This window comes from Idiomarina sp. A28L (genome assembly GCF_000218785.1).
Taxonomy (GTDB): domain Bacteria; phylum Pseudomonadota; class Gammaproteobacteria; order Enterobacterales; family Alteromonadaceae; genus Aliidiomarina.
This window is the reverse complement of record NZ_AFPO01000011.1, coordinates 161,055-179,363: the sequence shown is the minus strand read 5'-3', so window position 1 is coordinate 179,363 and position 18,309 is coordinate 161,055. Positions and strand designations below refer to the sequence as shown.

At 45.2% G+C, this 18,309-nt stretch carries 14 protein-coding genes; 5 read left to right on the top strand and 9 right to left on the bottom strand.

Annotation, left to right across the window (positions count from 1 at the left end; genetic code table 11):
• Window positions 1-39 precede the first annotated feature (39 nt).
• Genes A28LD_RS03910 through waaA form a run of 4 tightly spaced genes read right to left on the bottom strand, consistent with a single transcriptional unit; the run spans window position 40 to window position 3,007 of the window.
• Window positions 40-432 (bottom strand): hypothetical protein, encoded by a 393-nt coding sequence (locus A28LD_RS03910; RefSeq protein ID WP_007419767.1) that lies wholly within the window; start codon window positions 430-432, stop codon window positions 40-42.
• Window positions 420-926, bottom strand: a complete 507-nt coding sequence (locus A28LD_RS03905; protein WP_007419766.1) for a DUF192 domain-containing protein — start codon at window positions 924-926, stop codon at window positions 420-422. The genes A28LD_RS03910 and A28LD_RS03905 overlap by 13 nt, the downstream gene beginning before the upstream one ends.
• 20 nt (window positions 927-946) lie before the next feature.
• Window positions 947-1,687: a 3-deoxy-D-manno-octulosonic acid kinase gene (locus tag A28LD_RS03900; RefSeq protein WP_007419765.1), complete on the bottom strand. Its 741-nt coding sequence runs from the start codon at window positions 1,685-1,687 to the stop codon at window positions 947-949.
• Window positions 1,688-1,702: 15 nt separating this feature from the next.
• Window positions 1,703-3,007 (bottom strand): lipid IV(A) 3-deoxy-D-manno-octulosonic acid transferase, encoded by a 1,305-nt coding sequence (waaA, locus tag A28LD_RS03895; RefSeq protein ID WP_007419764.1) that lies wholly within the window; start codon window positions 3,005-3,007, stop codon window positions 1,703-1,705.
• A gap of 137 nt (window positions 3,008-3,144) precedes the next feature.
• Between waaA and A28LD_RS03890 the strand changes: the two genes are divergently transcribed.
• From A28LD_RS03890 to A28LD_RS03880, 3 genes are all read left to right on the top strand, one after another.
• Window positions 3,145-4,104 carry a gluconeogenesis factor YvcK family protein gene (locus A28LD_RS03890; RefSeq protein ID WP_007419763.1) on the top strand — a complete coding sequence of 320 codons (960 nt, stop codon included), beginning with the start codon at window positions 3,145-3,147 and terminating at the stop codon, window positions 4,102-4,104.
• Between the two features lie 24 nt (window positions 4,105-4,128).
• Window positions 4,129-6,819 (top strand): M14 family metallopeptidase, encoded by a 2,691-nt coding sequence (locus A28LD_RS03885; protein WP_007419762.1) that lies wholly within the window; start codon window positions 4,129-4,131, stop codon window positions 6,817-6,819.
• A 64-nt stretch (window positions 6,820-6,883) separates the two neighbouring features.
• On the top strand, window positions 6,884-8,917 hold the full coding sequence (locus A28LD_RS03880) for a S9 family peptidase (RefSeq protein ID WP_007419761.1): 2,034 nt from the start codon (window positions 6,884-6,886) through the stop codon (window positions 8,915-8,917).
• Window positions 8,918-8,980: 63 nt separating this feature from the next.
• On the opposite strand, the gene A28LD_RS03875 is transcribed toward A28LD_RS03880, so the two are convergent.
• The 3 genes from A28LD_RS03875 to apbC all read right to left on the bottom strand — a co-directional run bounded on the left by A28LD_RS03875 (window position 8,981) and on the right by apbC (window position 12,476).
• A complete protein-coding gene (locus tag A28LD_RS03875; protein WP_007419760.1) occupies window positions 8,981-10,657 on the bottom strand; it encodes a putative bifunctional diguanylate cyclase/phosphodiesterase in 1,677 nt (558 codons plus the stop codon).
• 114 nt (window positions 10,658-10,771) lie between these two features.
• Window positions 10,772-11,386, bottom strand: coding sequence for a dCTP deaminase (gene dcd, locus A28LD_RS03870; protein WP_007419759.1), 615 nt, complete (start codon window positions 11,384-11,386; stop codon window positions 10,772-10,774).
• A gap of 70 nt (window positions 11,387-11,456) precedes the next feature.
• Entirely contained in the window at window positions 11,457-12,476 is a 1,020-nt protein-coding gene (gene apbC, locus A28LD_RS03865; RefSeq protein WP_007419758.1) for an iron-sulfur cluster carrier protein ApbC, read from the bottom strand.
• A 172-nt stretch (window positions 12,477-12,648) separates the two neighbouring features.
• Between apbC and metG the strand changes: the two genes are divergently transcribed.
• Both metG and A28LD_RS03855 read left to right on the top strand, forming a co-directional pair.
• Window positions 12,649-14,718, top strand: coding sequence for a methionine--tRNA ligase (gene metG / locus A28LD_RS03860; protein ID WP_007419757.1), 2,070 nt, complete (start codon window positions 12,649-12,651; stop codon window positions 14,716-14,718).
• Window positions 14,718-15,908 carry a class I SAM-dependent rRNA methyltransferase gene (locus tag A28LD_RS03855; protein ID WP_007419756.1) on the top strand — a complete coding sequence of 397 codons (1,191 nt, stop codon included), beginning with the start codon at window positions 14,718-14,720 and terminating at the stop codon, window positions 15,906-15,908. The genes metG and A28LD_RS03855 overlap by 1 nt, the downstream gene beginning before the upstream one ends.
• A gap of 112 nt (window positions 15,909-16,020) precedes the next feature.
• Here the strand turns inward: A28LD_RS03855 and A28LD_RS03850 are convergent, their stop codons facing one another.
• Entirely contained in the window at window positions 16,021-16,398 is a 378-nt protein-coding gene (locus A28LD_RS03850) for a histidine triad nucleotide-binding protein (RefSeq protein ID WP_007419755.1), read from the bottom strand.
• A 40-nt stretch (window positions 16,399-16,438) separates the two neighbouring features.
• Entirely contained in the window at window positions 16,439-18,232 is a 1,794-nt protein-coding gene (gene ggt / locus A28LD_RS03845) for a gamma-glutamyltransferase (protein ID WP_007419754.1), read from the bottom strand.
• Between the last annotated feature and the right edge of the window lie 77 nt (window positions 18,233-18,309).

The following is an 18,309-nucleotide window of genomic DNA, read 5'->3' as shown; positions in this document are numbered from 1 at the left end:
AAGGTGAAACTCAACAAAACCGAAAAGGTTGCCTAAATATCAACGATTCAGTGTATGTGCCGGAAACACACGCACTTGCAAATCATAATCGGCTAATAAGCCTGTATCCACCATAAAGTAAACGGTAAGGGTAACCATCTTCGTATCACCAGCATTTTGCGGAAGCGTGCCAGCAGCACCTACATAAGTATAGTTATACCACTGAAAATCCCCGCTTACGCCTTGTGCTTGCGGCCGGCCCCACCAACGTTGAATATCGTGTACTTGCGTGCGCCCCTGGATTAAATATTGGTTGAGAATTTCACTACTTAGATCTTGTACGCCGGGCGGCGGTTGCGATTTACTTGCTGAGCTAGCGCTATCTGTACTAGCACAAGCTGTAAGCAGAAATGCCAACATACCTACCGCTATCATTCGAATTAAGAACGCCATGGTTGCACTTCCTCTATAGTTGTTTCGCAATCGCTATTGAATAAGCGATCGCCTACGGCAACGCCCCATTCATTGAATTTACCTAAATTCACTTCAAGTGCATATTTAAATGGGGCGCCAGCCGGGTAACTAGGGCAACGATTGCTCCAATAGCTGCGGCATGGTTGCATCTGTTGAATATCTAGAATCTCGCCTTCGCTGCTAATATAAGCGATATCTAACGGTATCAAAGTTCGGTACATCCAAAAACTTCGCTGGCCGGTTCGTTCATACACAAACAACATTGCCGCATTTTCTGCCAGTGATTCTCGCATCATCAGGCCTTGCGCCCGAGTTTCTGCGGTGATGGCAAATTCAGCAGCAACTTTATGAGTTCCGGTATCAGTGCTCAGGCATAAGTTTGCATCTTCCGCGCTTGCTGTATAGCTAACACCAACAGTACCGATTACGAGCCCAGCAACACCTATCAAATTTCGAATCTTTAACGTTGTCATATTTTTTTACCTCTTGGCAATTACCCCTGCTCATATCCCTTGAGTAAAGCTTGCCAATCTCCTTCTTGCCAATAGAAGCTTGGTTGTAAGCGTAATTCCTTTTCAAAAGAGCGCCTTAATCTTGCAATATTTGCCGCCTTCCAGACACCGCTTCGGCGAAGCTCACAGCGGTCAAAATCAATCAACCAAGGTTTAGCAATATCATTCTGGTCTTGCCACAGAATGTTATGGCAATTCAAATCACTGTGGTAAACACCAGCATGATGGAAGGCCGCCAGCATAGAACCGATGTGCTCCCACGTTTTCATTGGCAATGGTGCGGCACAAACTAATTGGAAAATATCACGGGCACCAGCAATGCGCTCAATTAACAAACTCGCTCTATATATCAACCCCCTGCGTTCTACTCTCGCTGCAACGGGCCTTGGCACCGGTAGGCCTTGATCAGCCAAATGTAATAATAGATTGAACTCAGCCATACTGCGCGTATTTTCCACGCCAGTATAGATAAATTGATCGGTAATCAGTTTTCCCGGTAAACCACCTCGATAATAGTGCCGTAAAACAAATTCTCGGGCACCATCAGTAACAAACCAAACAACATTTCTTCCTTTCGATTGGCCAACAACTGCATTTTGTTTTTGCCAAAAGCTTGGCTCAAGCCACTCTTCGGCTGTTCCCAACTGTGGAGGGTTAACAACACGAGTATAGTTACCTTGGTGCTCTCTGTTTTCAATAGCCTTATTCAATCCGCGGCTCATCACCCCACTCCCAAATTATGAGGCACTCAGAAGTTGCTGAATGCGCACATATATGCGTTGGCCTGCACCACTATGCTCGGCGAAAACCCGTTGCGCATCGCGGCTGATGCGTTCGGCCGTTTCAATAGTGGTAAGTAAACCGATAAGAGTATCGGCTAACGAATCGGCTGAATGAACCCAGCGTACTGCCTGCCGGCTATCTAATTGATTGTAAATTTCGCTAAAATTAAAGGTATGCCGCCCGCTAATCAATGGTTTCGCAAATGCGATTACCTCTAATGGGTTGTGGCCTCCACGTTCAATTAAACTACCGCCCACAAAAGCAACTTTACATACCCCGTACCAAAGCAATAGTTCCCCCATCGTATCCGCGAGTAACACTTGAGTATCGGCGGTTATTGGCCGGCCACTGCTGCGCTGCACCATCCTCAGGTTTCTTTGCTTGATAAGCCCTGCAACGGCTGCAAACCTTTCTTGGTGCCGAGGCACCATAATTAACAATGCTTTTGGCTTTACTTGTAACACTTTTTCAAATGCAGCCAATATCTCAGTTTCTTCGCCATCGTGCGTGCTACCTGCTGTAATAATTGGCCGATCGCCAAACAACTCGCGGTAACTATCAATATCTGCCAGAACATTATCGGAAATACTAATATCGAACTTAAGATTGCCAGAAACTTCTAAAGCATGTTCTGTCACGCCGATATCTAAAAAGCGCTCAGCGGCAGTTTGGGATTGTGCACCACAGTAATTCAAAGCGCCCCAAACGGGTTTAAATAGCCATTCCATTCGGGTATAACCGCGCGCTGATTGCGCCGACATTCGGCCGTTTACTACTGCCACTGGAATGTTTTGTTGTCGACCATATAACACAAGATTCGGCCATAACTCTGTTTCTAATATAACCAAAGCACTTGGCTGTAATCGTGCGTAAAACCGCTTAATTGCTCGCGGCGTATCAAACGGAATGTAGCAATGATATACCCGATCGCCGTACACCTTCTGAATAAGCTCAGATGCAGTGGGTGTCATGCAGGTAATCGCCACGGGCCGGCCACTTTCATCATTTACAAATATATCAATTAAAGGCCTAGCGGCTATAAATTCACCTACCGAAACGCAATGAAAAACAATGGCTCCGCGCCATTTTTTATCGATCTGCTGGCTACAAAATCGTTCTTTCATTCGATGCCGATAAGCGAGGTTATTGCGGCCATGCCACCATAAATAAAGCAGTATAAGTGGCATCATTACATACAAGAGCACGCTGTATAGACGAACGCCAAAATAGCGAGCACCGGTGTTTTTATTGCTAGGCATATTACTAATCCTCTATCAAAGCGCTGCTATCTTGCCAGAATTTACGCTACTTTGGCTATGTTCCGCATCGTTTTTATTCACACTTCGGCTCGCAAGTTATATAGTTGGTAAAACCAAAAGCAAAAATTAAAGGTTCTATGGTTATTCATTCGCAAACCGCTAGTGATAAACAGGCGCTATCATCATTACGGATCACCGCTATAGGCGGTGGCCACGGCCTAGGTAGAGTTATGTCTACCTTGTCTTTTCTAGATCGCCGATTGGTAGGTATTGTAACCACCACCGATAACGGTGGTTCTACTGGTATGCTGCGCAAACATCATCAATGCATCGCTTGGGGTGATATCCGTAACTGTATGTCGCAATTAGCCAATCAACCACTAGCCAAGGAAGTATTAAATTATCGTTTTAATAGTGATTCCAACCTAGATGGCCACAATTTGGGTAATCTACTGCTATACAGCCTAGATGCTCTCTCTGCGCGGCCTATCGATGGTATTCAGCTCCTTAGCCGGTTGTTAAAAGTAAATAATCGTATTTTACCAATGTCGGAAATGCCCACAGATTTGCTCGCGGAATTGGATAATAACCTGCAATGTTTTGGCGAAATTCGCATCGATGAATTAGGCACTATGCCTCAACGTTTGAGTTTATCGCCGCAAGTGAATAGTACGCCTGAAGCATTACAGCATTTAAAACGCAGTGATTTAATCATTTTAGGCCCCGGTAGTTTCCTTACTTCAGTAATGCCGCCTTTACTTGTAACAGATATTGCGCAAGCTATTAAAAAATCGCCCGCGAAAGTTATTTTCGTGGATAATCTTGTGCCTGAATTGAGCCCGGCGGGTAATCTCACGCTTTTACAAAAATTTGCATGGCTTGAGCAGCAAATTGGCTATCAACCAATAGATTTAGCTATTAGTAACGTTTCACCACTACACACAAACATCCCAATCGTTTCTTGTGTAGCCTCCGATCAAGAATTGATCCATCGACACGACACGGACGGACTGTTGACCGCATTAGCACAATCCGCACAGCATTTGCTACCGCATATGTTTACGGAAACCGTTACGGATTTACATTCATTTAAATAATAAGAAATAATACAGGTGTTTGTTATGAAATCATTATCCTTTGCATTATCTGCAGTGGCATTAGCTCTCGGCAGTTTTTCCTATTCTGGGCAAGTATCAGCAGAGCAAGCGATACCAGAATGGCCGCAAGCGCGTTACCAAAACACCCCTACGATTGAGGATGTACTCGGATATCCCGCGGGTTCAAGAATTTCTAGCCCAGAACAAATTCAACAATATTTTCAAGCGTTAGCGCAAGCTCATCCTGAACAGGTAACGTTGTTTGATTACGGCCAAACGTGGCAAGGGCGGCCACTATTTTATGCGGCTATTGGTTCTGCAGAAAACATGAATCGTTTTCAAGATATCACTGCTGGCATGCGTAGCTTAGCCGATCCTCGAACCGTTAATGCCCGGCAAGCTCGCGAGTTGATTGAATCATTACCTGCCTCGGTATGGATTGCGAACAGTGTTCACGGCAACGAAATCTCACCCGCTGAAGCGGCTATGGTTACTGCTTATCACTTGCTCAGCAGCAACGATGAACGCACGCAAAGCATGCTTGAAAACACGATTGTGTATTTTGATCCGTTGCAAAACCCCGATGGCCGAGCACGTTTTGTAAGCCGCTATTACGCAACAGTTGGCCTAGAGCCTTCGGCTGATCGCTTATCAGCAGAGCACAATGAGCCATGGCCAAACGGCCGAACCAACCACTATCTTTTCGATATGAATCGAGATTGGCTGGCGCTTACACAACCAGAAACACGGGGCCGAGTAGCTGCCTTATTACAAACCTACCCGCTAATCTTTATTGATTCTCATGAAATGGGCGGAGATCTCAGTTATTACTTTACCCCTGAAGCGCACCCTTACAACCCCTTTATCACAACAGAACAACGAGAGGGGTTAAGCTGGGTTGGTGAAAACAACGCCCTTTGGTTCGATAGCTTCGGATTTGACTATTTCACTCGTGAAATATTCGATGCCTTTTATCCGGGATACGGCGCAAGCTGGCCGCTCTATCACGGTAGCTTAGCCATGACCTATGAAATGGGTTCTGCTCGTGGGCATGAGTTCCGCACGCGTGATGGTGAAATATTAACCTATGCAGATGGTGTACAGCGTAATTTTGTTGCTTTTATGGCAACCATTGAAACCGCTTCCGAGCGCCGGCAAGATTTACTACAACGTTTCTTTAATTACCGCCAACAAGGTATAGAACAGGGAAGCCGCGGATCGGTGCGCAGTTATCTTTTCCCCAATACGCGCGATATCGCCGGTAATCGCAAGTTAATGGCGTTACTCTCGGAACAGGGTATTGAAGTTGGCCAAGCTAACGATAGCTTTCGAGCCTGTGGTGAAAGCTACGAACAAGGTGCCTATGTTGTGCAGGCTTCACAACCTGCCTACCACCTCATTCGCACCTTGCTAGATACGAACGTGCCTATGGATGAGGATTTCTTAGCTGAACAAGAACGTTTACGCGCTAATAATCTACCCGATCAGATTTACGATGTAACCGCTTGGTCGCTGCCTCTAATGTTTAACCTTGATATGGAAGTTTGCCAACAGCAGCCACGAGTAGCTACTACTCCAGTAAGCACCGATCGTGTGGTAGCCGGCGAAGTAAGCAATGCCGACGCTGATTTTGGTTATGTAATACCATGGGGCGATATGAATAGTGGCCGGTTCCTAACCGCAGCTTTGCGCGAAGGCTTACTGGTTCGTAGTTCAGATTTACCATTTACGCATGCAAATGGTACCGAGTATCCGGCTGGTAGCTTAATTGTACCGCGATCGGGGAACGCCGAGAATCTCACTGCGGTTGTACAAAATTTAGCAAACGCAAGTGGAGCGCAAGTTACTGGGCTTGCAAAGAGCTGGATGCGCGATGGGCCTAACGTAGGCTCGGCGAATATGAAACAAATGCATGCGCCAAATATTGCATTGCTATGGGATCAGCCAGCAAGTGTATTAAGTGCCGGTAGTACACGCTTTATTATTGAGCGTGAATTTAATTACCCGGTTACCGCCATTCGCCCAGCACAACTACGCGGTGCTGATTTAGCCAATTATCAAGTTCTTATTCTACCGGCTACGGCTGGTGGTAATTATGAACAAGCGCTTGGTGATGCTGGCCGTGAGAATTTACGGCAGTGGGTACAACGTGGTGGTGTTTTGATTACCTTAGGCAACGCAACGCGTTTTGCAGTTTCTGGCGATAGCCCATTACTAAACAGTTCATTAGAGCAAAAAGCACAGGTAGATGGGCTTGCTGATATTGCTGAACAAGGCCGTGCCAACGGTATTTTAATTGATAGCGATGATGAACATCAGCGCCATATTCGTAACCCAAATGCACAACCTGATTGGGTTTCTGGCGTTATCGCGCGTACTGCTGTAGATCAAGAACACTGGTTAACTGCTGGCGTGCACGAACAGCTGCACGCTATGTTCATCGGTAACGATATCTACACGCCGCTAAGAATCAACCACGGCCGCAACGTAGTAAACTATGTGGGCCCTGAAGAAGTGCTCGCCAGTGGTTATATCTGGGCTGAGAATCAGCAACAAATTGCCTATAAACCGTTATTAATGGTTCAACCAGAAGGCAATGGGTTGGTGATTAGTTTCACTCAAGAGCCCAATTTTCGTGCCTATCTTGATGGCATTAATGTGTTGTTTATGAATGCCATTTTCCGCGGTGCTGCGCATGCGCGGCCTTTGCGCTAAACGATAAAACAACTTTAAACACGTGCTGTTATAAACGGTGCGTGCAAAATAAGGATCTGATTTAATGAAAGTATTGAGCAAACTGAAGCCGTATCGCTCACAGCAGTTATCTGCGTTTACATTACTAAGTGTGCTTTGCGCCAGTGCCTCCGTTTCGGCTTACGCTGAAGATGAAGCGCGGCCAATCACAGCAGAAGATTATTATGATGTGGTATCTTTAAGCGGCACTCAGATTAACCATAGTGGCGATTTAATCGCATTCGTAAAAACTACAGTAGGCGAAAATAAGCGTAGCCGTGATAGTAATATTTGGCTGAGCCGAAATGGCAATAGCCCAATACAATTCACCCGCGAAAAGAGTGATTTCAGCCCAGTATTTAGCCCAGATGGCCAATCTATGCTGTTTCTTTCCGGGCGTGATAACGGCACTGCCCTGTATCAAATATCTACCTCCGGTGGTGAAGCACAAGAATTACTGCGTCTTGAACAAGGCAGTATCAGTAGCGTTGCAATACACCCAAACGGTACCGAATTACTGTTGAACTTACGAATCGACCCAAGTGTAGAAAATCCACTAGAAAAAGCGGACGAAGCAAATGCTTCACCTGATGTAACAGTAATTACCAACGCTGTTTACAAGCGCCAAGGCGGGTATTTAAGTGCCGATCAAAGTGGTTTATGGCGCTATAACCTAGAAAGCAAATCACTAACCTCAATTACCGGAAATTCCGAATGGCATGAGGGCAGCGCAAGCTTTTCCCCAAATGGTGATTGCATTACCTACGCGAGTAACCGTCACCCACAAGCGAATGACGGTTACTTTAGCTCCTCCATATTTGTTCGCTGTGGCGAGAATGAACGCGAGCTAGCAACTCCAGTTGGCCATGCTTCGAGCCCAGTATGGACAGGCAATCACAGTATTGCGTATGTGTATCGGGCTGATGCCGATGCGGCTCCGGATTTACAACACTACGATTTAACTATCGATGCTTATCAAATGTTAGCGCAATCGATGGATCATGGCCCTAGCGGCCTCCAATATGCGGCTAATGCACTTTGGTTTACCACTGATGATCGCGGCAGCAGAACGCTGCAAACAGTAGATTTGAATCAAGGTGGCTATCGCTATGTTGCTGGTCGTGGTGTTTCAGTATCTGATGTTGCTATATCGCCGGCGGGTTCGTTGGCGTGGGTTGAGCACAATGAAGCAACCCTGCCCCGATTAGTTAAAGCGCAATCAATTAACGATTTGGAAGCCAAAAACACAGTTGTTTTAAGCAACTTCAATGATGGCTTACAAGCGCAACTGGATTTAGCTGAATTTGAAGTATTCCAAACTGAAAATGAACGCGGCGATATTCTCGATGTATTCTTTTTACGCCCAATCAGCGTTCAGCAAGGCCAGTCGTATCCGTTAATTCTCAATATTAAGGGTGGCCCAGGCGGTATGTGGGGGCATCAATGGTTTCAAGAAATGCAACTTATGCGCGCCCGAGGTTATGCCGTGGTATTTACCAATTACCGAGGCAGCAGTGGCTATGGGCAAGATTTTGCCGATCAAGTTCGCTTAGATTACGGTGGTGCTGATTATCGCGATAATATCGTTGCGCTCGATGCAACACTAGCCCGCTACAGTTGGTTAAACGAAGAACGGTTGTTTATTACTGGTGGTAGCCACGGTGGCTTTCTTACCAACTGGGCCACTACGCAAACCGACCGTTTCCGCGCTGCGGTAACTCAGCGTAGCGTGAGCAACTGGATATCAGAAGCTGGCACTCAAGCCTTCCCTCCTCTTTCCATGATCCGCGAATTTGGTGGCTCAATTTGGGAAAACTATGATTATTATTGGGATCGTTCGCCACTTAAATACGCAAATAAAGTGGTTACCCCTACTCTAATTATTCACAGTAACGGTGATCACATAACACCAATTGGCCAAGGCGAAGAGTGGTTTTACGCGTTAAAAGCTAACGATGTGCCTGTTGAGCTTGTAGTTTTCGCCAATGAGGGCCACGGCTTGAGCCGTGCTGGTAAGCCAATTAATTTAGTTGAACGTTTAAATCGAATTATTAACTGGTTTGATCGCTACAACGAATAGAATATTATGCATTTAGCGCACTAAGTTTTACATAAAGCTTTTAATGAAGTTTTCGTTTACAACTTAGTGCGCCGCAACCGGCTCATAATTTCGATACCACTCCACAAATTTATCTGCCGGTAACGCCTCAGAATAGTAAAAACCTTGCACCGAATCACAACCTATTTTCCGTAAATACGCATTAGCCTCTGGCGTTTCAACGCCTTCGGCGAGCGTTTCAATACCCATATTCTTCGCTAGCGTTACGGCCGCATCAACAATGTAACGGCCGCCATTTCCGTTGGGTAGATTCCGGATGAAACTACGATCAATTTTAATAACAGAGATGGGTAAACGGTGTAGGTATTGTAAAGATGAATAACCGGTACCAAAATCATCCACAGAGATTATTATTTTTGCTTTACTCAAACGTAAAAGCTCAATTTGAGTATGAGTAAAATCATTAATCAACGAACCTTCAGTTAGCTCTATTTCAATCATTTTGCCTGCAATCTCACAACGCTCAAGTTCCGCCAATAATTTAGCGCCAAAACCTTTTGCCATGAGATCATGAGATGAAATATTAATTGCCACTGGCACCTCAACACCTTGCGCTTTCCAATCCATGATTTGCTGGGTAACTTGGGAAATTACATACTCTGTAACCTGCAAAATGAGTGTGCTTTGTTCAGCTTGTGGAATAAAATCCGAGGGTGGAATATCGCCATACATTGGGTGTTTCCAACGAATTAAGGCTTCTACCCCACACACCGAATTTGACTTCAAATCAATTTTTGGTTGGTAGTGCATGGTAAGGTGTTTTGCTCGCAATGCATCTTGTAAATCGCCCAATAAGGTAATACTCCGCTGTGCGGTTAGCTCTATTGCGGATGAATAACGCACACAGTCTTGCTGCGTTGCATAGGCATGAGCTAATGCAATTTCTGCCTGCTGCAAGTAAGTTTCTGGTGTTTCATGTGCTGAAGAAATAGTAATCGCACCAGCATGAGTAGAAACGTACACCGCGTACGAACCAAAGCTAACTGTAGATTTTAAAAGCACTATTACGTCTTTTTGAGCGGTATAGCTATCTTCTGCGCAGGAGTTTTTCAAAACCGCTATTTGATTGCTATCCGTTCGATAAAGCGTTGCCGTTTTTCCAAAGTGCTGCTGCAACAATTTACTGTAAACCTTAATGATCTGATCAATAACTCGAAAGCCAAATGCGCCCTGTAGTTGTTTTACGTTATCGATACTAACTACCATCAATAAACAACGATTACCTCTTGTGCGATGCCGAAAACCATTACTGTTAAGAGCATCGATATCTTCAAATAATAATTTTCGATTCGGTAGTTTCGTTTTTAAATCGTGCCTACCAAGCCAACGTAGGTACTCAATATATCGTATGAAACTATCGTTTACTAAGCCGCTTAGGCCACCAATAAGAACGAAGTAGGCCGTACGATACATCCAGTTAACAGGTTCTTGCAATTCACCGGTACTGGTATCTATAGGCATCCAGGGGCCCAATGCAACACCCGCGAGTGCCGCAAATAGTACTCCTCCAGGCAAACCAAAAATAAGGCCTGCGGCTAAAACGGGAAGATACATCGAGTGCGAGTACACAAACTTTATGCCACCGGTTTGCCAAACCAAGTACGTAACTAAAGCGATTGCTATTATGATCGCAAACCCACCATACGTTTGGATTCGTTTGCGATAGGCGAAGTAATATTGAACCACCCCTTTACTACTCATGATCCCTCACTATTTACTTGCGGCGACGTCAGTAAGGATAGATCCCTCTGAGCAAACCTTCATAAGTAAAGGTAGACAGCAGTTGTTGGGTTGTCTAGTTTTCAATATTACTTTTTAGTTTTTGGTTTGATCAACTTTTACACGCTCATCATCATTACCAATACGGCTTGCAACTGCACCTTTCTGATTTCTATACTTTGCGTCTTCGCGGCGGCTATAGGGGCGAGCACAAGGTTCGCTGAGTAGCTCAAAACTCAAGGCGCCAATTTTCATTAACGGCCTTAGCGCTAGGGGTAATTTACCACTGTTGAAAAACTCGAGAACAATCTGCCCCGACCAACCTGGGTCTATTCGATGTGCGGTAACGTGCACCATTAAACCTAAACGAGCCAATGAAGAACGGCCATCAAGCCAGCCAACAACATGTGGCGGCAGTGTTACTGATTCGTGCGTTACCGCAAGCGCGAACTCACCCGGATGAATAAAAAACGCATCACCTTCAGCGAGGCGAATTTCGTCGCTCATTACCCGTTTTATCGCGGCATCAATTTCATCTCGCGGGCCACTTATATCAATGTAGGGTGCAGCATGATCTTGCAAAACACGAAAACTTTCACCCAAATGTATATCAACCGTAACGCCGCTAATATCTTTTGAAAGAGGTGCCGGTTCGATTGCAATTATTCCGTCGGCCAGATACTGCTCAATTTGTGCATCGGTTAGGCGCATTTAAACTACCCTCAAGTTATTAAACTTCATCAATTTTATTTACCGTTTATTATTTACTATTCGCCAACAGTCAGTTCTCAACAATCAGTTCCCAAGCATTCGCCACTAATTTCTGAGCCGTTTCACTCATAATTCTATTCAGTGAATTTTCTGGGTCGCTTACTTGTAAAGGTTTACCCTTATCTAAGCTTTCACGTAATGCGGTAGTAAGTGGCCATTGCCCAAGCAAGGGAACCTGATGTTTATTCGCCAGTTGAGACCCACCATGGCTACCAAATATCGGTTCCTGATGCCCACACTGAGAACATTCAAAATAGCTCATGTTTTCGATAAGCCCAATCACCGGAACATCAACTTTCTGAAACATGGCAATACCTTTTTGCGCATCGGCTAATGCAATGTTCTGTGGGGTAGTTACCACAATTGCCGCAGTTAGGGGAAAGTTTTGTGATAACGTTAGCTGAATATCGCCTGTTCCTGGCGGTAGATCAACCAGCAAATAATCAAGATTTGCCCACTGAGTATCGAAGAACAGTTGTTCTACCGCTCGGCTCGCCATTGGGCCCCGCCAAATAGCAGCATCGGCGGCATCAACAAGGTAACCCAACGAATTGCCTTCTATGCCCCAAGCATTTACCGGCAACATTTTTCGATTCGGAGTAAAGGTTAATTGCTCGCCTTGGTTGCCAAACATCGTAGGCAACGAAGGCCCGTAGATATCGCCGTCTAGAATACCTACCCTTGCACCCTCAGCTTGTAATGCTTTTGCCAAACTCAGCGTTACCGCCGATTTACCCACACCACCCTTGCCGGAAGCAACCGCAATAATATTTTTAATATTGGGAAATACCGCTCCCTGAGGCGCTTTACCAGGTTTTGCAGGCAAAGCCTTGATACTCAGTTTAATGTCCCAATCATATTCGTGGAGCTCAGGCGCAGATGCGATCAATTCCTTAGCACCTGATTTAGCAGCAAAAGGCAACGATAGCGTGATTTTTTGGCCCTTGATTTGCAGCCAATCTGCCGCAAACCCGAATGGAAATATACTGCTTCTCAATTCAGCACAAAGTGCCTGAATATGGTTAGCCATCGCTGCCTACTCCTTAAAACCGTGTTTATAACCGGTGTTATAAATGTATTAAGTTGTTTATATTTTCGATGATAGAGATTTATCCCTACAGAAGCCACAGCAGTTGATGAAAACAACGCGCTTTTCAGCTAATATGAAGCTCTTTTATAAACATGGTTGATAGAGAACTTATATGGCAGCAAGCACCCAAGAGAATAACCGCCGCATTTTAGTGACCAACGCCCTTCCTTATGCGAACGGGCCAATTCATATCGGCCATTTACTCGGCTACATTCAAGCTGATATTTGGGTGCGTTTTCAACGTTTGTATGGCAACGAATGCCATTTTGTCTGTGCCGATGATGCTCACGGTACGCCCATTATGCTTAAGGCTCAGCAGCTCGGCGTAGCTCCGGAAGATATGATTGCTGATATGAATACGGCGCATCAACGTGATTTTTCCGATTTTTCAGTATCCTTTGATAACTATCATTCAACGCATAGCCCAGAAAACCAAGAATTAGCGAACCTTATATATACTCGCCTACGTGAAGCTGGCCACATTCACACTCGCACTATCGAGCAACTGTTCGACCCAGAGAAAGAAATGTTCTTGCCCGATCGTTTCGTAAAAGGTGAGTGCCCTGATTGTGGCGCAGAAGATCAATACGGTGATAACTGTGATGTATGTGGTGCCACCTACTCGCCAACCGATTTAAAGAACCCGCGCTCTGCAGTTTCCGGTGCTGTTCCAGAACTACGCGAATCAGAACATTACTTTTTCGATTTACCAGCGTTTGGCGATATGTTGAAAGCTTGGACACGTTCGGGTTCGTTACAATCAGAAATGGCTAACAAACTTAGTGAATGGTTTGAACAAGGCTTGCAACAGTGGGATATTAGCCGTGATAAGCCCTATTTTGGCTTTGAAATTCCAGATGCTCCTGGTAAATATTTTTACGTTTGGCTCGATGCTCCAATCGGCTATATGAGCAGCTTTAAAAACTACTGTGATAAACGTGGCGATTTAAGTTTCGCCGATTTCTGGGAGAAAGATAGTTCTGCTGAGGTTTATCATTTTATCGGCAAAGATATTATCTATTTCCACAGCTTGTTCTGGCCAGCGATGCTTAGCGGTGCGAAATTCCGCCAACCCACTAGTGTTTGGGCTCACGGTTTTATTACCGTTAATGGTACCAAGATGTCGAAATCTAAAGGCACCTTCATTATGGCGCGCACTTACCTAGATCACCTAGATCCAGAATATTTGCGTTATTATTTTGCTGCTAAATTAAGTAGCCGAATCGACGATCTTGATCTTAATTTAACTGATTTTGCGCAACGGGTTAATTCTGATTTGGTTGGCAAAGTTGTAAACATTGCTAGCCGATGTGCAGGCTTCATCAGTAAAAAATACGATGGTATTCTTTCTGATCAAATCGACGATCCAGCAATGCTTGCTGATTTCCAAGCCGCAGCCAAAGATATAGCGCAAGCTTATGAAGAGCGCGAGTTTTCTAAGGCCATGCGGGAGATTATGAAGCTTGCCGATCGTGCTAATGAATATATTGCCGTGAAAGAGCCTTGGCAGTTAGCAAAGCAAGAAGGCAAAGAACAAGAAGTGCAAGATGTATGCTCTATGGGTATTCATTTGTTCCGTTTGCTGATGATTTACCTAACACCTGTAGTGCCAAAGCTTTCCGAAGATTCGCAAGCATTCTTGAATGATACTTTTAGCTGGGAAAGCATAACTACTACATTAACTGGTCATAAAATCAGTAAATTTAAGGCACTCATGCAAAGAGTTCCAATCGAGAAAATTGAAAGTATGTTAGATGCCTCAAAAGATAACAACACAGCCGCTACTGCGCCGGCAAAAGTAGCCTCGGCTGCGCAACCAGCAGTTAGCAATAAATCTGAATTTGAGCCGGTAGCGGCAGAAATTGAGTTTGATGATTTTGCCAAAGTAGATTTGCGTGTAGCGAAAATTGTGAACGCAGAACACGTTGAAGGTGCCGATAAACTAATGAAGCTAACGCTTGATATTGGTAGCGAGCAACGGCAAGTATTTGCTGGCATAAAATCAGCTTATACCCCCGAGCAATTAATTGGCCAGCTCACTGTAATGGTAGCCAATCTGAAGCCGCGAAAAATGCGCTTTGGCATGAGCGAGGGCATGGTTTTAGCCGCAGGCCCCGGCGGCAAAGAGATATATATCCTTAACCCACATGATGGCGCACAACCAGGCCAGCGAGTAATGTAATGGCAGAACAAATTATTATTAAAAGTGGCCGCGAGAAATCGCTTCGCCGTCGTCATCCTTGGGTGTTTAGCGGTGCTATTCACAAGATACAAGGCAAACCCGAGCTTGGAGCTACGATCAATGTAGTTACTGATAAAGGTGAGTTTCTTGGCGTAGCCGCATATTCACCGCATTCGCAAATTCGTGCGCGGATATGGAGCTTCACCGAAGGCACTGAAATTAACCATGCATTTTTCCGCAAGCGCATTTTGGCAGCACAAGCGCTTCGTGAAACACTGGTAGAACCGATTACCAATGCTTATCGCATAATCGCCGGTGAATCTGATGGACTTCCTGGGGTAACTATCGATCGCTACGCAGATGTTTTGGTTTTGCAGCTGCTCAGCGCGGGCGCTTCCTACCACCAAGAAACAATTACGGCGGTTCTCCATGAGCTTTATCCTGATTGCAAAATTTATGAGCGCTCTGATGTGGATGTCCGCCAAAAAGAAGGCTTAAAACTGGTAACCGGTGCCCGCCATGGCGATGCACCAACAGGGCCGATAGAAATTGAAGAAAATGGTTTAAAAATCAACGTTGATGTAATCGCTGGCCACAAAACCGGTTATTACCTCGATCAACGTGATGCCCGTGCTGCCATTCGCCCTTACGTGAAAGATAAAACAGTATTGAACTGTTTTTCCTACACCGGAGGTTTTGGTTTGTATGCAGCGGCTGCGGGAGCCAAAGAAGTAGTTAATGTGGATATGTCGCAGCCATCGTTAGATGCTTCAATACAGAACTTAGCCTTGAACGGCCTTGATGCTAGCAAAGTAAAACATATTAAAGCTGATGTGTTCACGCAGTTGCGCACCTACGCAGAAAGTGGCGAAACATTCGATGTAATCGTGCTTGACCCACCTAAGTTTGTTGATTCTAAAGCTAGCCTAAATCGCGCTTGCCGAGGTTATAAAGATATCAACCGTATCGCCGCGAAATTACTCAACCCAGGCGGAATTCTATTTACCTTCTCATGCTCTGGATTATTAAGCTCTGAGCTATTCCAAAAAGTAGTTGCGGATGCATGCTTAGATGCAAACCGCGATCTGCAAATAATTGCTCGCACTAGCCAAGCTGCTGATCATCCAGTTCATATTCACTACCCTGAAGGTTGGTATCTGAAAGGCTTAATTTTGCGAGCCATGGATTAACCCAAAAACCGCAAAATAGATTAATTATTAGAGCAAAATAAACGCGAAAGCCGTAACTGAATCAGTTACGGCTTTTTTCTGCTAATAAGTTACTCGCAATTAGCGCTATACATCAGGCTTCCATCGGGTTTTTCTTCACCCGATCTTGATATGGAGGCCATCCAAACGGCTTACCAGCCAGAAGGTGAACGTGAATATGGTAAACGGTTTGGCCTCCAAACTCATTGCAGTTCATTACGGTACGGAAACCTTCTTCTGCAAATCCTTGTTTACGGGCAATTTCGCCAGCCACCCAGAATAAATGCCCAACAATCTCGCGATCGCTCTTATCAATATCATTCACCGTGGCAATTTGTTGCTTTGGTATAATGAGTAAATGCACCGGTGCTTGCGGATTAATATCTTTAAACGCCAACGCAACGTCGTCTTCATAAACGATATCTGCTGGAATTTCGCGATTAATTATCTTATCAAAAATAGTATCACTCATCGTCTTCCCTTCCTTTTGAACCTATCTGTTGAAAGTAAGGTTACAGCCCTTTTGCCACGCCTTCACGACGCGGGTCAGCGCCACCCTCTAAACCGTCAGAACGCACGCTAATACCATGCAAACCGCTATTTAAGGCTCTTATTTCCACCTCATGTCCACGAGCCTCTAAAACCCCTTGTAGATCTATCAGTATAGTTTCAGCCTCGAGTGAAGTTACCCCGTTCATATTCGTTATTTTCGGCAAATCGATCGCTTCTTGCATATTTAAGTTCCAATCGAGTAACCCAATTAAGGTTTGCGTTACATAATTGATGATCCGTGGCCCGCCCGGCGAACCAACAATATGCAATAGTTCACCATCCTCATTGAATACAACGGCAGGAGACATTGAGCTGCGCGGGCGCTTACCTGGCTCAACTCGATTGGCAACAAGCACGCCATTTACTTCCGGAACCAAAGAAAAATCAGTGAGCTGATTATTTAACAGAAACCCGCGAGTCATCACACTGGAGCCGAAGCCCATTTCAATTGTGGTTGTCATCGATACCGCGTTTCCATATTGATCAACAATACTGATATGGCTGGTATTTGGATACTCAGGCGATTGATCATCAGCCCGCAGTAGTTCATCAAGCGTTCCCGGTAACGCCTTACCCATATCGGTTCCACCTATCAGGGTAATGCGATCTTCAATATATTCAGGATGCAACAGGGCTTCGAGCGGAACATCAACATAATCAGCATCTGCAATGTAACGATTGCGATCGGCAAACGCTAAACGTGAAGCTTGAGTGAAAAAGTGTAGTGCTTCTTCGCCATTCACCTCTAGTTCATGAAGCTCAAATGGTGCTAGCAATGCCATAGTTTGCAGCATCGTAATTCCACCTGAGCTTGGCGGCCCCATACTGCAAATCTCAAATACACGATATGGCCCGCAAACTGGATTGCGCCACACTGGCTCGTAACCGGCAAGATCTTCTAACGCTAATAAGCCCGGTGCAATCGGGTTAGTTTGCACGGCATTAACAATATCTTCTGCAATCGCTCCGTGATAAAGCGCATCTGCACCTTGTTCTGCAATAGCACGGAACGTATTGGCAAGCTCGGGGTTTGTTTTTAGCGTACCCGCTTGTAACGGCCTGCCATTTGGAAAAAAGTATTCTTTGGTAATGGGTGTTTGTGATACCCCAGGATTAATTTCCATTTCCAATAGTTGTGCTAATCGTGGCGAAACCTCAAATCCTTGCTCCGAGAGTTGGATACTTTCTGCAAACAAACGCTGCCAGGCTAACTTGCCCCAACGTTGGTGAGCCGCTTCTAAGCCACGTAATACGCCCGGAGTGCCTACTGATCGGCCTCCCACAACGGCTTCAATCCAACGCGGAGCATTTCCTTCAGAATCTAGAAATAAATCAGCTGTGGCAGCCATTGGCGCAGTTTCGCGCGCATCTAGATTATGCAGCTCTTTCGCTTCATTGTCCCAATACAGCATAAAAGCACCACCACCGATACCCGACGATTGCGGTTCTACTAAAGTAAGCATTGCTTGTACAGCAACAGCTGCATCCATTGCTGTGCCGCCCTCTCGTAACACAGCAAGCCCAGCATCAACCGCATGTGGATTAGCCGCAGAAATCATATAACTATCGGCGTAAACCACTTTATTATCAGCTAGCCCAGTGGCGGCTTCAGGCTCGAACGCTTCCCGTTCGCTGTTTTGCGGCGCACAAGCCGATAAGAATGCTAATGACACCAACCCAATAGCGAATACTTTAACCCCGGCAATGTTTGTTAAGTTCGAAAAGATTTCCTTCGGCTTTGATTTGAATAGCATTAATAGCGCCCTTTTTTGCTGTTATCGTTCAATTAAGGCTATCATAAGCGTCCAAACCCAGTATCGCAATGTAGAGA

Coding starts and splice junctions, on each gene's coding strand:
- A28LD_RS03910 (WP_007419767.1), bottom strand. CDS start 432: ATGGCGTTCTTAATTCGAATGATAGCGGTAGGTATGTTGGCATTTCTG.
- A28LD_RS03905 (WP_007419766.1), bottom strand. CDS start 926: ATGACAACGTTAAAGATTCGAAATTTGATAGGTGTTGCTGGGCTCGTA.
- A28LD_RS03900 (WP_007419765.1), bottom strand. CDS start 1,687: ATGAGCCGCGGATTGAATAAGGCTATTGAAAACAGAGAGCACCAAGGT.
- waaA (WP_007419764.1), bottom strand. CDS start 3,007: ATGCCTAGCAATAAAAACACCGGTGCTCGCTATTTTGGCGTTCGTCTA.
- A28LD_RS03890 (WP_007419763.1), top strand. CDS start 3,145: ATGGTTATTCATTCGCAAACCGCTAGTGATAAACAGGCGCTATCATCA.
- A28LD_RS03885 (WP_007419762.1), top strand. CDS start 4,129: ATGAAATCATTATCCTTTGCATTATCTGCAGTGGCATTAGCTCTCGGC.
- A28LD_RS03880 (WP_007419761.1), top strand. CDS start 6,884: ATGAAAGTATTGAGCAAACTGAAGCCGTATCGCTCACAGCAGTTATCT.
- A28LD_RS03875 (WP_007419760.1), bottom strand. CDS start 10,657: ATGAGTAGTAAAGGGGTGGTTCAATATTACTTCGCCTATCGCAAACGA.
- dcd (WP_007419759.1), bottom strand. CDS start 11,386: ATGCGCCTAACCGATGCACAAATTGAGCAGTATCTGGCCGACGGAATA.
- apbC (WP_007419758.1), bottom strand. CDS start 12,476: ATGGCTAACCATATTCAGGCACTTTGTGCTGAATTGAGAAGCAGTATA.
- metG (WP_007419757.1), top strand. CDS start 12,649: ATGGCAGCAAGCACCCAAGAGAATAACCGCCGCATTTTAGTGACCAAC.
- A28LD_RS03855 (WP_007419756.1), top strand. CDS start 14,718: ATGGCAGAACAAATTATTATTAAAAGTGGCCGCGAGAAATCGCTTCGC.
- A28LD_RS03850 (WP_007419755.1), bottom strand. CDS start 16,398: ATGAGTGATACTATTTTTGATAAGATAATTAATCGCGAAATTCCAGCA.
- ggt (WP_007419754.1), bottom strand. CDS start 18,232: ATGCTATTCAAATCAAAGCCGAAGGAAATCTTTTCGAACTTAACAAAC.